The following is a 20,195-nucleotide window of genomic DNA, read 5'->3' as shown; positions in this document are numbered from 1 at the left end:
ACCTTTTTTTGTAGAAAAGAAATTTAAAAGCCAAGCAAGCTAATAATATAGAAAAGGTATATTTCTCCAACCTTCTAGTATAAAAAGTGAATTGGAATATTATCGATCTATTATCAGTAAAGAATTATAGAGGATTTCGTAATCATGAAAAAGAAAGTAATAGCATCAGTTTTAATTCTGTTTCTTAGTCTCAGTGCGTTTGCGCAGACTGCAACTGTTACCTTGACTTCTCAAAAGCAGTACATTCGAGGCTTTGGTGGTATCAACCATCCTGTATGGGCAGGAGATTTAACCGCCACACAAAGAGAAACTGCATTTGGAAATGGAGCAGGACAAATGGGAATGAGTGTTCTTCGTATCTGGGTATCAGACAAACCAAGCGAATGGTCCAGAGAATTACCCACTGCCAAAAGAGCTATTGAACTTGGAGCTATAGTTTTTGCTTCACCTTGGAATCCTCCAAGCAATATGGTGGAAACATTTACTCGCGGAACTCAGACAGATGCCAAACGTCTGAAGTATGATATGTATGATGAATATGCAAAACACTTAAATGATTTTGTAAAGTACATGAAGGATAATGGTGTTGAGTTGTTTGCAATTTCTGTTCAGAATGAACCTGATTATGCTCACGACTGGACATGGTGGACTCCTCAGGAGATGCTTCGCTTTATGAAAGAAAATGCAGGCTCTATTAACTGCAGAGTGATTTCACCTGAATCATTTTCTTATCTGAAAAATATGTCTGACCCTATTTTGAATGATCCACAGGCGCTTGCAAACATGGACATCCTGGGAACTCACCTTTATGGGACACAATACAGTAATTTTACTTATCCTCTTTTCAAACAGAAAGGTGCAGGCAAAGAACTTTGGATGACTGAGGTTTATCATCCAAATAGTGAAGCCCAATCTGCAGACCGCTGGCCGGAGGCATTGGAAACCGGTTTTCATATTCACAGCGCAATGGCTGATGCTGAATTCCAAGCATACGTTTGGTGGTATATCAGGAGACAGTATAGTCCAATGAAGGAGGATGGCAATATTAGTAAACGGGGTTATATGATGACTCATTACTCTAAGTTTGTACGTCCAGGTTATTACAGAGTTGATGCTACCAAAAATCCAACCACCGATGTATATGTATCTGCTTATAAAAAAGGGGATGATGTTGTAGTTGTGGCTTTAAACAGAAGTACTTCTTCGAAAACTATTACCCTCTCAATTCCAGGTACCAAAGTACAAACGTGGGAAAAGTATGTAACTTCTGGCTCAAAGAATCTTCAGAAAGAAGCGAATATCAATGACCCGGATGGTTCTTTTCAAATAACTCTTGACGCGCAAAGTATGACATCTTTTGTAGGAAAAGCACCGGCGGGATTTCCTATTGTGAGCATTACTACGCCAAATAATAATACAACATTCACGTCTCCTGCTATTATAAGTATAACCGCTAATGCTTCTGACCCTGACGGGACAATTTCAAAAGTGGAGTTTTACAATGGAGCAACCAAATTAGGAGAAGATGCTTCATTTCCATATGCTTATTCCTGGGCGAATGTTGTAGCAGGTACATATTCCATTACTGCTGTGGCGACTGACAACAATGGGAATAAAACAACATCGGCTGTGGTCTTGGTTAAAGTCAACTTACCTCGTAGTCCATATAATGGAGTTGCTCATCCAATACCTGGCAAAATCGAGGCTGAAGAATATGATAATGGTGGAGAAGGAGTTAGTTATCATGAAGCAAACGCAAATGGCAATGAAGGTGGAGCCGCATTGAGAAATGATGATGTTGATATTGAGGTAACCAAGGATACAGATGGAGCTTATAATTTAGGTTATGTTCTTCAAGGGGAATGGTTGGAATATACTGTAAATGTTCTGTATACCGGAGTGTACAATCTTGATGTGCGTGTAGCAGCAGATGGAGCCGGTAAGTCTTTTCACATCGAAATGGACGGAAGAAATATAAGCGGCCCAATTACTGTTCCGAGCACAGGTGGCTGGCAGATATGGCAGACTGCAAGCGTTCAGGGAGTCAATCTTACAGCTGGTGAACATGTAATGAGAATTGCTTTTGATGTCAGCTATTTAAATCTGAATTATGTTGAATTTAAACAAGCAGTGATTACTGGTGTGGAATCTAGCACTGGAGGCGCTTTGGAAGTGTATCCTAATCCATTTGCTAATGAAGTTTTACATATTAAACAGAAAGGTTCTTTTTCTTATAGGATAACTGATATAAGCGGATTCCTGGTTGAAGAGGGTAGCGGACAGGAAAAACAAGATGTAGGATCTTTACTTACTCGTGGAGTTTATCTCCTCTATATTGAAAGCAACGAAGGTCATTCAATTCGTAAAATTGTAAAGCAGTAAATTTTCTGTGGCCAACAAGTATATGGTTGTAGAGAAATAAATCAGCCATATTATAATTATACACCTGTTTATTTTAATTCGTAAATTTAAATAACCCTGAAGTGTTTCGGGGTTATTTTTTTTCTTTAATATTTGTTGAAAATGTAAATGATCAATGCAACTCAATCTTCAAGCATTGACATATAAACAAGATCTGTATTATGTATTGAACTTTCATTGGTATGATAAATGCTTTTGTGAGGTCTTACATTTACTGCCCTGTGACTTGTCCGCTGATATGTATAATTGCCCCAGTCCGAAGATATGAACAATAAATAGTCAAACAAGGAACCAAGAGAGATTTTGCTGATCCATAGATTATTTCCATTTCCTGTTCTGAAATTATTTTTAATCAGTTGGATTAAAGCATTAGTTGGGGTATAGTAATAGCTACATTTTTCCAGAAATGTTTTGATCTCTGATGTAATCTTCAAATCTATTTTTACTGCTCCTGAATCTTCGCCATTTAATTCTTTTGATAGGTATTCAATTTTGTTAAAGTAAAAGCTTGAAAGTATATTCGGCTCCCTTACTACTAAATATTTTTCTTTCAGAAGGTAATCAATAAACTCGGTAACGTATAATAATCTTTGAGTTAATGCAAAGTAATCTTTGTATACATCGGCTGCCTTACCGTATATTTCAATTTTGCAGAAAGGATAAAATTCTTCTTTTGATAAATGAGAAGTATCTTTTCCTTTTATGACATAAAGTTGTGAACGTAGGTTCAGTAGGTTTTCTGAAAAAGGAATAAGAGAGATTATTTTGGCTCCTCTTTTGTTAAGGCTTATGATCTTTCTAAGTATCCTTTTTTCTTGGTTGCTAAATGTCCTCATATCTTAACGCTATATATTAATAAAACCCTTGATCAGTGGGTCTTTGTTATTTATCTTTTTGTTAAGTCATGGTTAAGAAATGAATTTCAGCTCATGGAGAATAATTGATGTAAAAGAGTAAATAATTTCCTATATATAAAGATTGGATTTTATTGATTTAATATAAAACTTGGTTATCTCATTTTGAGTAGGTCTTTTATATTAAATAAGTTTTCTTTCCTCCTTTTCAATATTTTAAATGCTTTGATACACTGATAGAATGGAGAAGATTAATGACTATTTTTTTCGGTCAGCGATTTTTTTTATAAAAAATGTTACTTCTGATTTTGGGACTGGGTATTCTGCTTAAACAAGGATTTAAATATTAATGCAGAAATAAGAATATCCTTTTAATCCATTAATTATGAGAAAATTTTTATTCTTAATTATTCTGGCTTCCAGTTGCGTACACCTTCTGTTGGCTCAAACTCCGGTTGTCAAAGTCGACCTGAACATGAGTGGTCGATCTGATGCAGAAGTCAATGACCCGAATTATGTGGCCTGGGTTCCTGACAATGCTGTAAGTATTTCCAAAGCCATCAGCGGGGTTACATTTACATTTAAAAAGACAGGAATGAACGGTACTGCTTTGCGTGCTGACTGGTATAAAGTAGGTGTACAGACGCCAAACTATGCACGTCTTATTTGTGATGGTGTAGTTGTGGATGGCGGAAATGCTGGAGCAGAGATTGAGCTTACTATAAGCGGCCTTTCAACAGGAACACATTCAATGTTGCTTTATCATAATTCATTTGCTGATCCTGCATCAAATTCATTCGCCCCGATTGATGTTTATGTAAACGGAACATTGACAATCAACAATCTTAATCCTTCAAACAGAGCTGTGTCAATAAATACCGTGGCAAGTTCATATGTTACTTTTAATGCAACCGCAGGAAAAAATGTTGTATTGCTATATAAAGCAGAAACATCTTCTTCTGCTTCTATGAAAAACGTTTATATAAATGGTTTTGAACTGAATACTCCTAATGTAAAAGATCAGGCTAAGAGCCCTGTTCCTGCAGATGGGGAAAGGCACGTTGACGCTGGAACAGGTTCTGCAACATTGAAATGGACGGCAGGTTCCAGTGCAACAGCTCATCGTGTTTATTTCGGCACTGATAAAACTTGTGTTGAAACCGGAACTACCAGCTCGGCTTGTTATAAAGGCCAGCAGACTGGATCCAGTTATAATGTAACAGGTTTGTATAGTATGAACACTTATTACTGGAGAGTTGACGAAGTGAATAGTTCAGGAACTGTTATCAAGGGTAATGTCTGGGTATTTCGACCAAGACAGCTGGCGTTCCCTGGTGCGGAAGGGTATGGACGCTTTGCAATTGGTGGTAGAGGGGGTAAAGTAGTGCATGTTACCAATCTGAAAGATGATAACAATCCAGGAAGTTTAAGATATGCAGTAGAGAATGAAACAGGTCCAAGAACTATTGTGTTTGATGTAGGTGGAATGATTGTTCTGGAATCTCGTCTTGTGCTGAGCGATCCGTATGTTACAGTAGCAGGACAAACAGCACCTGGCAAAGGTATCTGTATCAGAAAGGCTCCTTTTGGTTTTACAGGAAATGATGTCATTGGCCGGTTTATGAAGGTAAGACTTGGCGCTGGTCCGACCTTTGACGGAATGGGTTTAACAGGTGCTAATCATAGTATCCTTGATCATTGTTCAATAAGCTGGACTATAGATGAATCATTCAGTTCTCGCGGTGCTAAAAACATTACGTTACAACGTACCTTGATTTCTGAAGCTCTGAATGCAGCAAACCACCAGAATTATCCTCCAGGTACCGAGCACGGATATGCTGGTACAATCGGTGGAGATGTAGGAAGCTTCCATCATAATCTATTGGCACATAACTATGGCCGTAACTGGAGTATGGGAGGAGGGCTTGATGGAAATGCTTATTATGCAGGAAGGCTTGATATTACGAATAACGTTGTCTACAACTGGGGTGGACGTACCACTGATGGTGGGGCTATGGAAGTAAACTTCGTTGGAAACTACTATAAACCGGGGGCAGGAAGTAAAATTTTTGTAGCCATGTCTATGGACCACGAAGGAACTGGGCTAGGAACACAACGTGGATATTTTACCGGAAATGTGATGCCTGGCTATTTTGATGAATCAACTCAATCTAAAGGAAGAAGAGAAACCTACTCAAATGATGATTCTAAAAAATATGAAGGATATGTCAATGCTCCTTTTTTTTCATCTTATGTAACTACTCAAAGTGCTATTGATGCTTATAAAAGTGTGTTGTCAGATGTAGGACATACTCAGCCTGTATTTGATGAACATGATATAAGAATTGTTAATGAGACTTTGAACGGGACTTATAAGTACAAAGGTAGTGTAACCGGAAAGCCAGGGTTCCCTGACAAGGAAAGTGATGTAGGAGGATATGAAAGCTATCCTACAACAACAAGAGCTTCTAACTGGGATACTGATGGTGATGGTATGCCTGATTTCTGGGAGAAGGGTAAAGGATTTAATCCGAATTCAACTAAAGGCGATTTCAGCGAATCTAATGGGGATCCTGATAAAGATGGCTTTACCAATCTGGAAGACTATCTTAACTGGATGGCAGAATATCATTATATAATTGCCAATACAGCTACTCAGCCTATTAATCTTACAAACATGTTCATGGGCTATTCCAAGACAAGCCCAGCATACTCTGTTTCGTCTGTTGTAAATGGTACAGTTACTATTTCTGGATCAACTGCTACCTTTAAACCTGCTACTTGTGGCTTTGCTTCTTTTAACCTATCAGTAAAAGATAATGCAGGAAGTACAATGACCAGAAAGGTTGGAGTATATGTTGACGGCACTTGTTCAACACCTGCACCTACTATAGATTTAACAGGACCTGCATCTGGTAAGAGTTATTGTCAGTCAGATTCTGTAACAATTACAGCTACAGCGTCAGTTTCAAGCGGAACTATATCAAAAGTAGACTTTTATGATGGCTCTACCCTTATTGCTTCCGATGCTGAAAGTCCATATTCGGTATTATGGTTGCCGACTTCAACAGGTTCTAAAACTTTGAAAGCCATCTCTACAAGCAGTGGTGGGGTTGCTTCTACTGCTTCTACAGTATCTGTAACTATCAATTCATGTGATTGCAATAAAACAATGAACGGAACGGCGATCGTAGATAACTGTGATCGTTGCGTTGGCGGAAAGACTGGCAAAACAGCTTGTACATCAGCAGGTGAAGCAGAAATTGATGCCTGTTCTTTTGATGGTACTGTAGATAACAATAATACAGGCTTTAAAGGTATCGGATTTATCAATGTGCCTAATGCAATAGGCTCGCAAATAACCTTCTATATAAATTCCGAATCAGTAGGTTTAAAGACTTTAAGTTTCAGATATGCAAGTGGTGGTACTTCGGACCGTAAAGCTACGGTTAATGTGAATGGCACTACTTTAATCGGTCAGCTTAGTTTCCCCGCTACAGGGGCGTTTATAACTTACAAAACACTAGACGTAAGTCTCAATCTTGAAGCAGGTATTAACATTGTCACATTAGCATCGACAACGGGAGACGGATTAGCTAATATCGATCAAATTGGTTATGTGAGTGAAGGTCTGGGGAAGGGAGATTGCGTTATTACTGGATTAGATGATCAGACTAAAGTTTATTCTGTGTCAATTTTCCCAAATCCAAGTGCTAGCAAGTTAAATATCAGATTGAATAGACCTGCAGACATTGAAATTACTAATGCGGAGGGTAGAATCTTCGATAGTTTCAAAGATGCGTCAGAAGTAGAGTTCGGAGAAGAATTAAGTCCAGGTGTATACTTTGCTAAAATCCGGAATAAGGTATATAAGTTCTTGAAATATTAAGAGTTCTCAATTAACCTTTGTTTTCTATATAAGAGGCTGGCTCAGTTTTGAGTCAGTCTCATTTTTTTTCATGTAGAGACGCCATGCTGGCGTCTCACTATCCACAAGTTCTACATTTTATTTTAACAGAAATTCAATCGATAAACCTAATTGTCAGCAATATTTTCATTGTAGCTCATTATCAAAGTTTTTGAGACGCCAGGCATGGCGTCTCTACAGTATGGCCAATTCCTGAGGAAAGGGCCAATGAAAAGGTTGACTATTATAACAGAGTGATCAGTTGTCTCATAATTTTTTCTGTAAAAATGTTACTTCTAGGTTTTGCTCAGTGTATTTCTCTTGAAAATAAATCCCAAAGTCATTTTTAATGCCTGGGGATATTATCATTTATCAAATAAGCATATGATAAAATCACGAATAATTTTCTCAATTATCTTTTGTTGGCTTTTGTCAAGCCAAGCTGGTTTAGCCCAGATACTTGCATTTCCCGGGGCTGTAGGTTTCGGAAAAAATGTAACAGGTGGCAGAGGAGGAACAGTTTATCACGTCACGAATCTGAACGATGCGGGGGCGGGATCCTTTCGGGACGCTGTCAGTGCGCCCAATAGGATAGTAGTGTTTGATGTCAGTGGATACATTCAGTTAAAATCTGCGGTTTCCGCGAAAGGTAATATTACCATTGCCGGACAAACCGCTCCTGGAGAAGGGATAGCTTTGAGAGGAGGAAAATTATCTTTCGGTAAACAATCAAATATTATCATTCGTCATTTGCGTATAAGGCCTGGAAATGAGGTTGCTTCAAATGAAGATGTTGGTTTAAACCTGGTAGATGCACATGATGTGATCATTGACCATTGTACTATTGAGTTTGCTCCCTGGAACAACATCGGTGGAGTAAGTACCAATTCTTCAGTAACTCCGGTAAATAATGTCACATTTCAGAACTGCTTGATTGCTAACCCAACCTATCAACAATTTGGTGCCCATATTGAATCACCAAATGCCAACTGGACCTGGGCTTACAACATTTTTGCAAACTCACACAACAGAAACCCTCTTGATAAGGTCAATGATATTTTTATCAATAATGTATTGTACAACTGCGATGCGGGTTATACGACTCATACAAGCACCAAATTTAAACACGATATTATAAATAATTATTTTGTTTCAGGTCCTGGTTCCGGATCTAATTTTCCCTGGTATCAAATTGACAAAAATCAAAGTATTTATTATTCCGGCAACTTGAAGGATAGTAATAAAGATGGGATACTAAATGGCTCTACTACAACTCCTTATTGGTATCAAGGAACTGGTACTGTGTTGACTGCGGCATGGTCTGCCGAGACTAAAAACATTCCTACTTACTCAGCAGCAACAGCTTTTCGATATACCAGTTCCGTTGCCGGGACTTTTCCATATGATGAGATGGATCGTTTGGTGATGTCTCAGATACGTACCCTCGGTAAAGGAACCACTGGTACGGGAGCAGGTACGGCAGGACCTAATAGTGGCTTTTATACTTCGCAAACTCAAACAGGTCTGGGTAATAATGGTTACGGGACTATTGTTACAGGTACTAAGCCCACAGATACTGACGGTGATGGAATGCCTGATTTCTGGGAAAAGACTTTTGGCTTAAATCAAATTGGTAATGACGCGATGGCAAAAGGTGCTGACGGTTATGCCAATATTGAAAAATATATCAACTGGCTTGGAGATATCAAAGCGCATGTGATACAAGGTAAAACTTTGGATTTTGATTTGACTAAATATACTGCAGGGTTTGAGAAAGTTTCACCTGCTTACTTGACAAGTAGTGAAGTAAACGGCACTGTAAGCGTTTTAGCAGATGGTAAAACAGCCCGCTTTATTCCTCAGCCAGGATTTTTTGGAATGGCTTCTTTCAAATTCACAGTAACTGGCTCTGATGGAACGGCCTTTACCTTCACTGTAAACGTATTGGTGGAAAAAGATAATACCGTTCAAAAAGATTGTAACGGAACTGCCAATGGCACTGCTTACCTGGATGAATGTGGCATATGTGTGGGAGGTACTACAGGTAAAGAAGCATGCAAGTTGGATTGTAACGGAGTGAATAATGGCACAGCTTACCTGGATGCATGCGGTGTATGCGTGGGAGGTAATACCAGTTTGACAGCTTGCTCAGGAGCAATGCAAGCAGAAAAGTTTTGTTCTGCTGCCGGAGTACTTGAAGCAAAGAATGCAGGTTTTGAAGAGGATGGATACCTGAATCTGGATAATGCAATAGGTTCAACAGGTACATGGTATGTCAATTCAGAAAAAGCTCAGACAACAAAGATTGGTATCAGATATGCTAATGCAGGAACCACTGCCCGAAGTGTGGATGTACTGGTAAATGAGGTCAAGCAAACGACTGCTATCGGTGCTCCAACTGGAGCGTGGTCTAACTGGAAAATTGAAAATGTAAATGTAACTCTTGTTCAAGGAGTGAACAAGTTTGAGGTAAGCTCCACAACTGCTGATGGAGCTCCTAACATAGACCAGTTTGTGTTCAGTACAACAACTGTAAAAGATGGTTCTTGTACTTCAGATTGCAATGGCACAGTGGGGGGACAAGCATATATTGACGGTTGCGGTATATGCGTAGGAGGCAATACTGGAAAAGTAGCCTGTGTGAAAGACTGTAATGGTGATGTCAATGGTTCAGCTTATCTCGACAACTGCGGTGTTTGTGTTGGAGGGAAGAGCACATTTAAAGCTTGCGATAAATTTATGGAAGGAGAAAGTGCCTGCACAGTGGATGGTTTATTCGAAAGTAAAAACGAAGGATTTTTAGGTGAAGGATATGTAAATACCACTAACGCTGCCGGAGCTTCCGCGTCTTATGTTATTGACAGCGATAAAAATCAGATAGCAACTATTACATTCCGCTATTCGAATGGGGGCATTGCTCCAAGAGATGGTATCATTACCTTAAACGGGGTCAGAATCGATACTTTGTTTTTGTCAACAACTGAAGACTGGACATCATGGGGGATTGTAAGTGTGAATCTGAATCTGAAACTAGGTCACAATGATTTGATAATTTCTTCTGTTACTTCTGATGGACTGGCAAATATCGACCGTCTGCAATTTTCCAAAGGAGTTGCTGAAGGCTCATGCGTGATTACTTCCTTGAATGACCAGAAAGAAATAAATTTTATAAATGTCTTCCCAAATCCATTTGCTTCAAATATAAAACTCCAACTATACGGCTTTTTTGAATATGAACTAATGGATCAACTAGGGAAATTGTGTTTAAAGGGACAGGCTAGTGATGAAGTAGAGTTTGGCGAAAATTTATCTAAAGGTATGTATCTCCTTAAGGTTTCTTCTAATGGATTTACTAAATGGTTAAAGGTTGTAAAGGATTAATAACGAGTTAATAAGTAAAGTGAAATTCAAAGCGTAAGTATATAAAAAATATACTCACGCTTTTTTGTATACCTTTTTGAAGTTCGATTGTAGGGGATATACCTGAAATATGGAGGTTCAATTTTATAATGTTTAAATGTCTTTAATAATGAAATGGATTGCTAAGAATATATTAAAGTGTGTAACCCTCTGTTTACTAATATGGCTTTGTAGTGGCTTTGTCAATCATAATTTGAAAATGTCCAAGACCAATATTTCAAAGCAAGGAGAAGAATTACACTTTAATGTCAGGATGTTTGCAAACGATCTTTCCTCCGGAATGAGTCTGCATGTCAAAAAAGCATTCCCTCTTGAAACAGAAACTTTAAATCAGGAGCAAAAAAGTGCATTGATTAGATACCTATCTGAAAATTTAAGTATAAAAATTAATTCAGCACCGACAGCATTGAAATGTACTGGTGTCCGGATTGACTTTTCTAATGCTGACGAGCCGATAGTGATAATGGAAGGGTTGGTCACCGGCCAGTTTAAAGTTGGTCAAATTTCGGAAATGAGTATCAGAAATACTTTGCTCTTTGATTTTTCTGCTGAACAAAAGAATATAGTAAATATTTCAAAAATCAAAGAAGAGGATCAGTCTTTGGTTTTTTATAATGGAAAGGATATGAACTATCTGAATGTGAAATTTTAACTTTTGGATTGCTACTATGAATCAGAACGTTTTACAAAAAATTCTAGTGTTGATATTCCTTATCGGAATTCACACAAATTCCTTTAGCCAATACAAGATGGAAAAATTGTCGAGGGGATTAGTGGCCGCAAGAAGTGGCAATAATAACTTTATCAGTTGGAGATGGCTTGGAACTGAAGGGGACAATGTAACCTTTAACCTTTATAGAAATGGTACTAAAGTGAATACAACACCTTTGACAGTGTGCAATTATACAGATAATGGTGCTGCTGCCTCCGCTACATATTATATAAAAGCTATAGCGGATGGAATAGAACAGGCAGCTTCTGCAACAGTCACTGTCTGGGGAGCTCAATTTCTTAAGATTCCTATCACCGCACCTGCTGGAGGCACGACACCGGACGGAGTGGCTTATACATATATTGCCAATGATGCCAGCGTAGCTGATTTGGATGGGGATGGTGATTATGAAATCATATTGAAATGGGACCCTTCCAATTCAAAGGATAATTCTAATTCTGGGTATACAGGTAATACATATGTCGATGCCTATAAGATGAACGGAACCCGCATGTGGCGTATTAATTTTGGAATAAATATTCGTTCCGGAGCGCATTATATGGACTTTATGGTCTTTGATTTTGACGGGGATGGAAAAGCGGAAATGATGACACGTACTGCCGATGGAACTATAGACGGAAAAGGAGTTCGTATTGGCACAACAACTGATTATAGAAATTCAGGAGGATATGTATTAAGTGGCCCGGAATACTTTACTGTTTTTAATGGTGAAACGGGAGCAGCTATGGCTACCGCCAATTATTGGCCTGCCAGAGGTACCGTCGCGGATTGGGGCGATGGATATGGCAATCGTGTAGATCGTTTCCGTGCGGGAGTGGCCTATCTCGATGGAGTAAAACCGAGTGGTATTTTCTGTCGTGGCTATTATACGCGTTTGGCTGTAGCAGCATGGGATTGGGATGGGAAGAATTTGACAAACCGTTGGAAGTTCGATTCAGGCTTCAACTCATCCAATGAATATTTTAGTCAGGGAGACCATTCTTTGAGCATTGCAGATGTGGATGGTGATGGCAAACAGGAAGTGATATCAGGGGCTGCGATTATAGATGACAATGGAACGGGATATTATTCCACTCAGAAAGGTCATGGTGATGCCTTACATGTAGGTGATCTGGATCCCTCCCTTCCAGGCATTGAAGTGTTCAATATTCAGGAACCTGTTGGCGATGCCGGCGCATACATGTATAGCGCTAAGGACAAAAAGATTCTATGGAAAAAGGCTAGTGTGGCAGGAAGCGATGAAGGTCCCGGTAGAGGAGTTTGTGCAGATATCTCAGCCAAATGGCCTGGTTCCGAAGCATGGGTGATTGGCGGAGGTATATCAGGGCAGCTGATGGATGTCAAAGGGAATTTTGTAGGCAATCAGCCTACTTCTGGCGGATCTGGTGCCACTTGTAATTTCCTGGTGTGGTGGAATGGAGATTTATTAAGAGAAATGCTTGATGATACCCGTATTGACAACTATGATCAGGGAAGAATAGTAGTTCTGGGTAGCTTGGCGCCAGTATCCTCCAACAATGGATCAAAGAAAAATCCTTGTTTGAGCGGTGATATACTTGGTGATTGGCGCGAAGAGATTCTTATGAGAGCAAGTGATAATACTGCATTGTATTTATTTACTACAGTTATTCCTACCAACTATAAATTCAGAACTCTATTGCACGACGCTCAATACCGCACTGCAATAGCATGGCAGAATACAGGGTATAATCAACCTCCGCATCCAAGCTTCTTTTTGGGGGATGGTGTTACAAGTATTCCTAAGCCGAATATAGCTACTGCATGTTCAGGTATTACTGCTCCAGCTGTAACAAACGTGGGTTATTGCCAGGGATCACCTGCAAGTGTATTAACTGCTGCGGCAAGTACAGATGGTAATTTGGTCTGGTATGGAACAAGTGCCACCGGAGGCACAGCATCTTTTATGCCTCCGACTCCGAATACTTCCAACAATGGAAAAACGACATATTATGTTTCACAAATAATAAGTGGCTGTGAAAGCAGTCGTTCTGCAATCGTTGTAACTGTGAATGCTTTGCCTGATGCTACAATCTCTTATACCGGTTCATTGTCTTTCTGTCAGGGCTCTTCTGTATCACTAAATGCCATTGCGGGTAATGGCCTTTCTTACCAATGGAAAAATGGCTCAGCCAACGTTGGGACTTCCTCTACATATCTTGCAAGCACAGCAGGTTCTTATACGCTTACAGTGACAGATGCAAATAAATGCGTAGCAACTTCGACTCCGGTAGTAACCACTGTTTCTGCAGCAACAACCAATTGGTATGCGGATATTGACAAAGATGGTAAAGGAGATCCAAATACGAGGCTTACAGCATGTGCACAACCAAATGGTTATGTAGCTGATAATTCAGATTTATGTGCTTCTGATTCCAATAAAACCAATCCTGGAAATTGTGGATGTGGTAAAACAGAAAGCTCCTGTCTTGATTGCAATAATGTAGCAAATGGGGCAGCGACATTAGATAACTGTGATCGCTGCGTTAATGGTACAACCGGGAGAATGCCTTGCTCAGATGCAGGTGAAGCCGAAACGGATGCATGTTTGTATGATGGAACAGTTGACAATAACAATGCTGGCTTCAAAGGCACAGGCTTTATAAATGTTCCGAATTCAATTGGTTCAAGAATCGTATTTAACGTTAATGCAAACTCTTCCGCAAGCGTGGTGCTCTCTTTTAGATATGCGAGCGGTGGGGCAAATGATCGTACAGCTAATGTTTTGGTAAATGGAGTTTCTCAGGTTGCCATTCAAAGTTTCCCATCAACAGGTGCATTCACAACTTATAAAACTATTGACGTTTCGCTGCAATTAAACTCAGGCAACAATATAGTGGAATTAGTTTCAAACACTGCGGATGGCTTAGCTAATATTGATCAGATAGGATATGTGAGTTCAGGAGTAGGAAAAGGAGAATGTCTGGTCACTGCCATTGAAGACATTAAAGAAGCGACATACGTTTCAATCTATCCTAATCCAAGTAGCAGCAGTTTTTACATACGATTGAATAAAAATGCCGATGTTGAAATTACTAATATAGAGGGCAAGACATTAGAAAAATTCAAAAACGTATCAGAGCTTGAATTTGGAAGTGATTTAATTCCGGGCATATACTTTGCTAAAGTCGAGAATAAGATATTCAAGTTTGTGAAATATTGATTTAATTTAAATGAAACTGTCTCATTCCTTAATGTAACCTTACCTTGCTCGTTTTGTCACGAGAATTTTAAAGAGCGCTCTTTAGCGCTCTTTTTTATTAAACGTTTATAGTATTGACTAAAAAGTTACGAAGGCCAAAAATGGAATTAATTTTATAGATTTGCAGCATGCCCAAATCAGGAATAAACCATATTGGGAAACGGTATTTGTTATTATTATTGCTGTAACTTTCCGTTTCGAAAAGTTGCTTGGTGTGGCTCAGAATAAATTGATTTCCTTAATTCAAGAATATTCATTCATTCATTCAAAATGACTTTCTTATACTGTTTAATTCCAATGCAAAAATTTCAATTGAGAACTAAATAACCAAAAAGTCAGTTTAATTAATTGATAATCAGATTTTATTATTTGTTAGTGAACTGCCAATATCCTTCAAAATACCCCTTCCAAAGCAATTCATAGTTAACTTTCCTTTTAGTTAAATTCTAGTTTCTTCCTTTGATTCAATATTTCCAAATTGTTCTGTTCGATATGCGCTTATAAATGGGATGAATAGTAATGGTTATATTGAATTTTATTCCTGAATAAAATCCTTCAAAATACCATCCCAATTTACACCCACATCGTACGAATATTTATTGAATTGTGCATTATTGAGGAAATTTTGGATTCTTTTAGGGGCAAGTGCTTACTTATTGATCCTTTTCACAGTAGTAACAAAAAAACTAAATTAACTATGGTTAAATTTTATTCTACACTATTTCTATCTCTTTATTTATTTCTTTTATCCGGGTGGCAGGATTCTTCTGCCCAATCTGTATCTAAATATATTGTGGCAGATCAGTTCGGATATCTTCCCGATGAAGTTAAAATAGCTGTTATCAGGAATCCGGAGATAGGTTTTGATGGCACGGAATCTTTTACTCCGGGAACTTTGTATGCTGTTGTCAATTCAGCAGGAGAGCAAGTGTATTCTGGTCCTCTTCAATTATGGTCTGCAGGTACTGTAGATGCTTCTTCCGGAGACAAAGCTTGGTGGTTCGACTTTTCGTATGTAAACACCCCGGGTGAATATTATATCCTGGATGTTACCAATAATGTCCGTTCGTATCCTTTTCAGATTAGTGCAGCCATTTATAATGATGTCTTGAAACATGCAGTTCGTACCTTCTTCTATCAGCGTGCGGGTTTTGCGAAAGAAGCAAAATATGCAGGAGCAGGTTGGGCAGACGGGGCAAGTCATATGCAAGACAAAACTGCAAGAGCATATAATGATAAGGCGAATGCTGCAAAAGCAAAAGATGTATTTGGTGGTTGGTATGATGCCGGTGATTACAATAAATATACAAACTGGACTTCCAGCTATGTAGTACAGATGATGCTGGCTTACCTTGAAAAGCCGGATGCTTGGGCTGATAATTACAATTTGCCGGAATCAGGTAATGGCGTTCCGGATCTACTGGATGAAGCTAAGTGGGGTATTGATCATTTGCTTCGCATGCAACAAGCAGATGGTTCAGTAATCAGCATTGCTTCACTTTCGCATTCTAGTCCTCCTTCTAGTGCTACAGGTACTACTTATTACGGTGGTATTAATACTTCCTCTGCACAAAGCGTGGCAGGAGCCTTAGCTATTGCATCTAAAGTTTATCGTTCTCTTAACATGAACAACTATGCTGATACTTTGATTAAAAGAGCTAAAATGGCATGGAACTGGTCTGCTGCAAATCCAGCTGTGATGTGGAGAAACAATGATGCAGCAAACGGATCTTCCGGTATTGGTGCAGGACAGCAGGAGCAAGGGAGTGATTACGATCTACCTATGGGAAGGCTAAAAGCGGCCATTTTCTTATATGCTGCTACTGGTGAAGAGCAGTATAAGACATATGTGGATGCAAATTATCAAAATGCACACCTTATACAATGGTCATTCGCCTATCCTTTTGAATCGGAATTACAGGATGTATTACTTTATTATACTTCTCTTCCGGGAGCAACGAGCGCAAGCAAAACAAAGATACTCAATGCTTATAAAGGTAGCATGACAAACAGTGATGATAACTTTAAAGCATTCAACTCTAAAATCGATCCTTATCGAGCACACCTGAAAGATTATACCTGGGGTAGCAACAACATCAAATCTATGCAAGGAACTATGTTCCATAATGTGATTAGTTATAATGTCGACGCTACTAAAAATACAAGTGCAAGAGAAGCTGCTTTAGGATATGTACATTATATTCACGGAGTTAATCCTCTCAGTATGGTTTACCTTTCCAATATGTACAATTATGGTGCTGAAAAGGGGGTTAATGAATTTTATCACACTTGGTTCACAGACAAAAGCGCGAAGTGGGATAGAGTAGGAACTTCTACTTATGGTCCTGCTCCCGGCTTTTTGACAGGTGGTCCAAACCCTGGATATGACTTGGATGGATGCTGCGCTACTGGTACTTGTGGTAGTTCACAAAATAACGCTATATGTACTTCAGAGTCTGTTACACCTCCGAAAGGTCAGCCGAAGCAAAAGTCTTATAAAGATTTCAATTCGAATTGGCCATTAAATTCCTGGGCTGTGACAGAGAACAGCAATGGGTATCAGATTAGTTATATTCGCTTGCTTTCCAAATTTGTGGATCTGAAAGAGGTTACAAGTGTTGATGGTCCTACTGGGAATATTGCTCCGTCAATTGATCTCTTTCCGAACCCTACAAACGGTTCTTTCTGGATCAGCAATGTGAAGCCAGGAAAATATCAGGTAACCGTAATGGATATCAGAGGTTCTGTAATGAAGACATTCTATATGGATAGCGGACAACAGGAAATCCAACTTTCTGAATTACCTTCCGGGTCATATCTTATCAAGGTTGCAGGAGGAGATCAGGTTATAGTAAAACCATTGATTAAACTATAATAACCCTATTCAGAATCATATGGAACGTTTGTTGGAAAGGCTGCTGTTCATTTGTTTGTTAATATCTTTTTATAATGTAGAAGCACAGAAAAGTCTCAATTCAAATCTTTCTATGGCAGGAAATTTGATGATTGATAATAAATACTCAGAAGCTCCGGCTTTTGAGTATTTTCTTTATAATGGCCATGATTCAAACTTCGAATATTTCATATCTAACTGGTTTGATGATAAAAGAGCTGCTGTTGTCCTCACTTTTGATGATTGGTCTCCCGGCCATCCTGCTATTGTGATTCCAGAATTGAAGAAAAGAAAAATCAATGGGACTTTTTTTATTACCAATGTTTTGGGTACGCCTGATTGGAACATAGTCAGAAATGCCTATGAAGATGGGAATGAAATTGCCAACCATACTAAAAGCCATCCTGATCTTACAAAATTGTCAGAAGATCAGAAGAAGGATGAAATCAGAGACAGCAAAAACTATTTTGGGGAAAAACTTAAAGGAGGTAAGGTATTAACTTTTGCCTATCCTTTTGGAAGATATGATCAAGAAGTACTGGATTCGGTCCGTAATAGTGGTCACATAGCATCCAGAGGAGTGCAGCTATCATCCGGAAATTATACTTATAATTTTGCTCTTGTGGAAGATGATTATTACAAGATTCTAACCTACGGGATGGATAATACAATTTCTATTGCTCAGTTCAATTCTCAACTGGAAAATATCATAAAAGGAGGCGGGCTATTAACTTATTTGTATCACAGTATTTATAGTAATACAATTACTGACAACTCTTATGCAAAGATACATCAGAATGACTTAGGAAAGCAGCTTGATACTTTGTTGTCAAGAAAGAACGATGTTTGGATATGTACCTTTGCTCAGGCAATTCAATACCACCGAGAAAAGAAGACAGCTAAGCTTATAGAAACTTCTGCCCCTTTTACTAAAGGTAATACCTGGAAGCTTAACCTTAGTGACCAGCTTCCGGACCGCCTGTATTTTCAGCCACTTACAACTAAGGTGAAAATGCCGGCGAATATTACCAATGTTTTATGTATTTATCAGAATGGTAAAAGACTGAATTTTAAAATAACATCAGGGGAGCTGATGTTTAATGCTGTTCCGGATGGAGGTGAAATTACAATTAAAATCAGGTGATGAAGTTTGTGTAGAGGTAATTATATAATCAATTATATTTTTTTAATCGATTTTTATATATTTTTTGAAGCTACTAGTTTGATTGTTAGGTGTCCTGTGAGGTTTACTTTAGGGCAGCCTTGTATTATTTACATGGTTTTAGATTAAAATAAAACAGAAGCGGCTATTGATAAAATATAGCCTGTCTGACCAGCCAAATAATATCCGAATGTACTTCCTGTAGGGCTCCTGTAAACTTTTATCAACTGTCCGTTGATTCTTAGATTCCTGGTATTGGCAGGGTAATAATTGGATCCGATAAGAAACTCATGACTATTTCTGAATTGCCCGAATATCTGCGATGTTGCCCCATATACTTCAAGTTTCTTAGATATTGGAAACGCAGCTGCTTGTATATAAAAACCATGATCAAAAGTAAAGTCAAGTGGTAATGGGCCGTCTGCATTAAAATTCTGCAAGGTTCTAAAGTAATATTCAGATTGGATGAACAAGCCTTTATATTTTATTCCGGCATCAACTGTCCATAAATTATAAGTGGCATCAATTACGGTAACATCAGTTGCAAGTGATCCTTTTTCAAACAACAAGAGACCATCCGAATTTCGAATTTGTGTATTATCAGGAGAACGTTCACTGATATCGTTAAACCTGTTTTCTCTTGCGTGTGTGTAGCAAGACCCAAACCTCGTCGCTAGCTTTTCATGCCTTTCAAAGTCACCAAATCCACCTCTTGGGCCAAATTCACCAGTTGTAGGCATCCACCATATACTTGCACTGGGTACTAGATGACGTGTCAGTTGTACTGCATTGATACCTAGTTGGCTCAGATTATTTCCAAGCATTGCTTTATAGTAAAACTTAGGCAATAACTCACCAGTAGCCCATATCCCACTGGTAAATCCTGGTCGGAAAAATTCGTCGGCCATGACCCTGTCTGGCGCAAGCCAATAAGGGTGTGAGCCTAACAGAGACCGTGTACCTGAGTTACCGACTATACCAGCAAATAAGTTAAAAGACTTATGAAAGGAATAATTCAGAGTTCCGACAACAGCCACTTGTGTTGTGGAATTTACTGTCCATACTGTGACATTATAGCCGAACTTAGGAAGATAAATATTGCCAATAAAAGTTAACAATATTCGGTGCAACTGGATATCTTGTCTTGGGTCTATTTGGCGGGTTACTCCCAGATGGTCCGTAAAACTTTGCTTGGCTGGCAATTGATTTATATAACGAGCCAGGACATATGCGCTTACACTTATTGAGCCCATTTTAGTTCTTCCTAATAGAAACCCTTGTCCAGGATCTATTGAGCCCCAATTCTCAGCTTGTGTAACCTGAGTAGAAGTATCATTTCTGATGGAATCAGTAACAATACGTTCGTCAGAAAATGACAAAAGCTTTCCTGGAAGACATAAAGCTAGCATGAATGCGGCGACTATAACGAAAATAGTGCTATGTGGCAAGGTTAAAATATTTTTAGAAACAGAATCAAAATATTTCTTTAAAAACAAAGGCCTTGTTTTTTATAAAGGCAATCTTAAATGATTTGCAGGATATTCAAATTCTTGATCTTCATTTAATTATGATTTAGATTGATCTC

9 protein-coding genes are annotated in these 20,195 nt (G+C 38.7%); 7 read left to right on the top strand and 2 right to left on the bottom strand.

The genetic code is table 11. The features are described from left to right. The first annotated feature begins 144 nt into the window (after window positions 1-144). Window positions 145-2,382, top strand: a complete 2,238-nt coding sequence (gene xynC, locus K350_RS32970) for a glucuronoarabinoxylan endo-1,4-beta-xylanase XynC (protein WP_081670875.1) — start codon at window positions 145-147, stop codon at window positions 2,380-2,382. Window positions 2,383-2,543: 161 nt separating this feature from the next. On the opposite strand, the gene K350_RS0103290 is transcribed toward xynC, so the two are convergent. After that, on the bottom strand, window positions 2,544-3,257 hold the full coding sequence (locus tag K350_RS0103290; protein ID WP_028978680.1) for a hypothetical protein: 714 nt from the start codon (window positions 3,255-3,257) through the stop codon (window positions 2,544-2,546). 403 nt (window positions 3,258-3,660) lie between these two features. Here K350_RS0103290 and K350_RS27220 point away from each other — a divergent pair, with 403 nt between their 5' ends. The 6 genes from K350_RS27220 to K350_RS0103250 all read left to right on the top strand — a co-directional run bounded on the left by K350_RS27220 (window position 3,661) and on the right by K350_RS0103250 (window position 18,592). Then, window positions 3,661-7,164: an Ig-like domain-containing protein gene (locus tag K350_RS27220; RefSeq protein ID WP_081670874.1), complete on the top strand. Its 3,504-nt coding sequence runs from the start codon at window positions 3,661-3,663 to the stop codon at window positions 7,162-7,164. Window positions 7,165-7,566: 402 nt separating this feature from the next. Next, window positions 7,567-10,563, top strand: coding sequence for a carbohydrate-binding protein (locus K350_RS30735; protein WP_156026897.1), 2,997 nt, complete (start codon window positions 7,567-7,569; stop codon window positions 10,561-10,563). A 136-nt stretch (window positions 10,564-10,699) separates the two neighbouring features. Then, window positions 10,700-11,254 carry a DUF6702 family protein gene (locus tag K350_RS0103270; RefSeq protein ID WP_342665028.1) on the top strand — a complete coding sequence of 185 codons (555 nt, stop codon included), beginning with the start codon at window positions 10,700-10,702 and terminating at the stop codon, window positions 11,252-11,254. Window positions 11,255-11,351: 97 nt separating this feature from the next. Beyond that, window positions 11,352-14,516, top strand: a complete 3,165-nt coding sequence (locus K350_RS31895; protein WP_162144125.1) for a rhamnogalacturonan lyase family protein — start codon at window positions 11,352-11,354, stop codon at window positions 14,514-14,516. 736 nt (window positions 14,517-15,252) lie between these two features. Next, a complete protein-coding gene (locus tag K350_RS0103255; protein ID WP_028978678.1) occupies window positions 15,253-17,430 on the top strand; it encodes a glycoside hydrolase family 9 protein in 2,178 nt (725 codons plus the stop codon). 19 nt (window positions 17,431-17,449) lie between these two features. Continuing rightward, window positions 17,450-18,592 (top strand): polysaccharide deacetylase family protein, encoded by a 1,143-nt coding sequence (locus K350_RS0103250; RefSeq protein WP_028978677.1) that lies wholly within the window; start codon window positions 17,450-17,452, stop codon window positions 18,590-18,592. 143 nt (window positions 18,593-18,735) lie between these two features. On the opposite strand, the gene K350_RS27205 is transcribed toward K350_RS0103250, so the two are convergent. After that, entirely contained in the window at window positions 18,736-20,106 is a 1,371-nt protein-coding gene (locus K350_RS27205) for a hypothetical protein (RefSeq protein WP_156026895.1), read from the bottom strand. Window positions 20,107-20,195: the final 89 nt, after the last annotated feature.

This window comes from Sporocytophaga myxococcoides DSM 11118 (assembly GCF_000426725.1).
GTDB lineage: Bacteria > Bacteroidota > Bacteroidia > Cytophagales > Cytophagaceae > Sporocytophaga > Sporocytophaga myxococcoides.
This window is presented reverse-complemented; position numbering and strand designations above follow the sequence as displayed.

Coding starts and splice junctions, on each gene's coding strand:
- xynC (WP_081670875.1), top strand. CDS start 145: ATGAAAAAGAAAGTAATAGCATCAGTTTTAATTCTGTTTCTTAGTCTC.
- K350_RS0103290 (WP_028978680.1), bottom strand. CDS start 3,257: ATGAGGACATTTAGCAACCAAGAAAAAAGGATACTTAGAAAGATCATA.
- K350_RS27220 (WP_081670874.1), top strand. CDS start 3,661: ATGAGAAAATTTTTATTCTTAATTATTCTGGCTTCCAGTTGCGTACAC.
- K350_RS30735 (WP_156026897.1), top strand. CDS start 7,567: ATGATAAAATCACGAATAATTTTCTCAATTATCTTTTGTTGGCTTTTG.
- K350_RS0103270 (WP_342665028.1), top strand. CDS start 10,700: ATGTCTTTAATAATGAAATGGATTGCTAAGAATATATTAAAGTGTGTA.
- K350_RS31895 (WP_162144125.1), top strand. CDS start 11,352: ATGGAAAAATTGTCGAGGGGATTAGTGGCCGCAAGAAGTGGCAATAAT.
- K350_RS0103255 (WP_028978678.1), top strand. CDS start 15,253: ATGGTTAAATTTTATTCTACACTATTTCTATCTCTTTATTTATTTCTT.
- K350_RS0103250 (WP_028978677.1), top strand. CDS start 17,450: ATGGAACGTTTGTTGGAAAGGCTGCTGTTCATTTGTTTGTTAATATCT.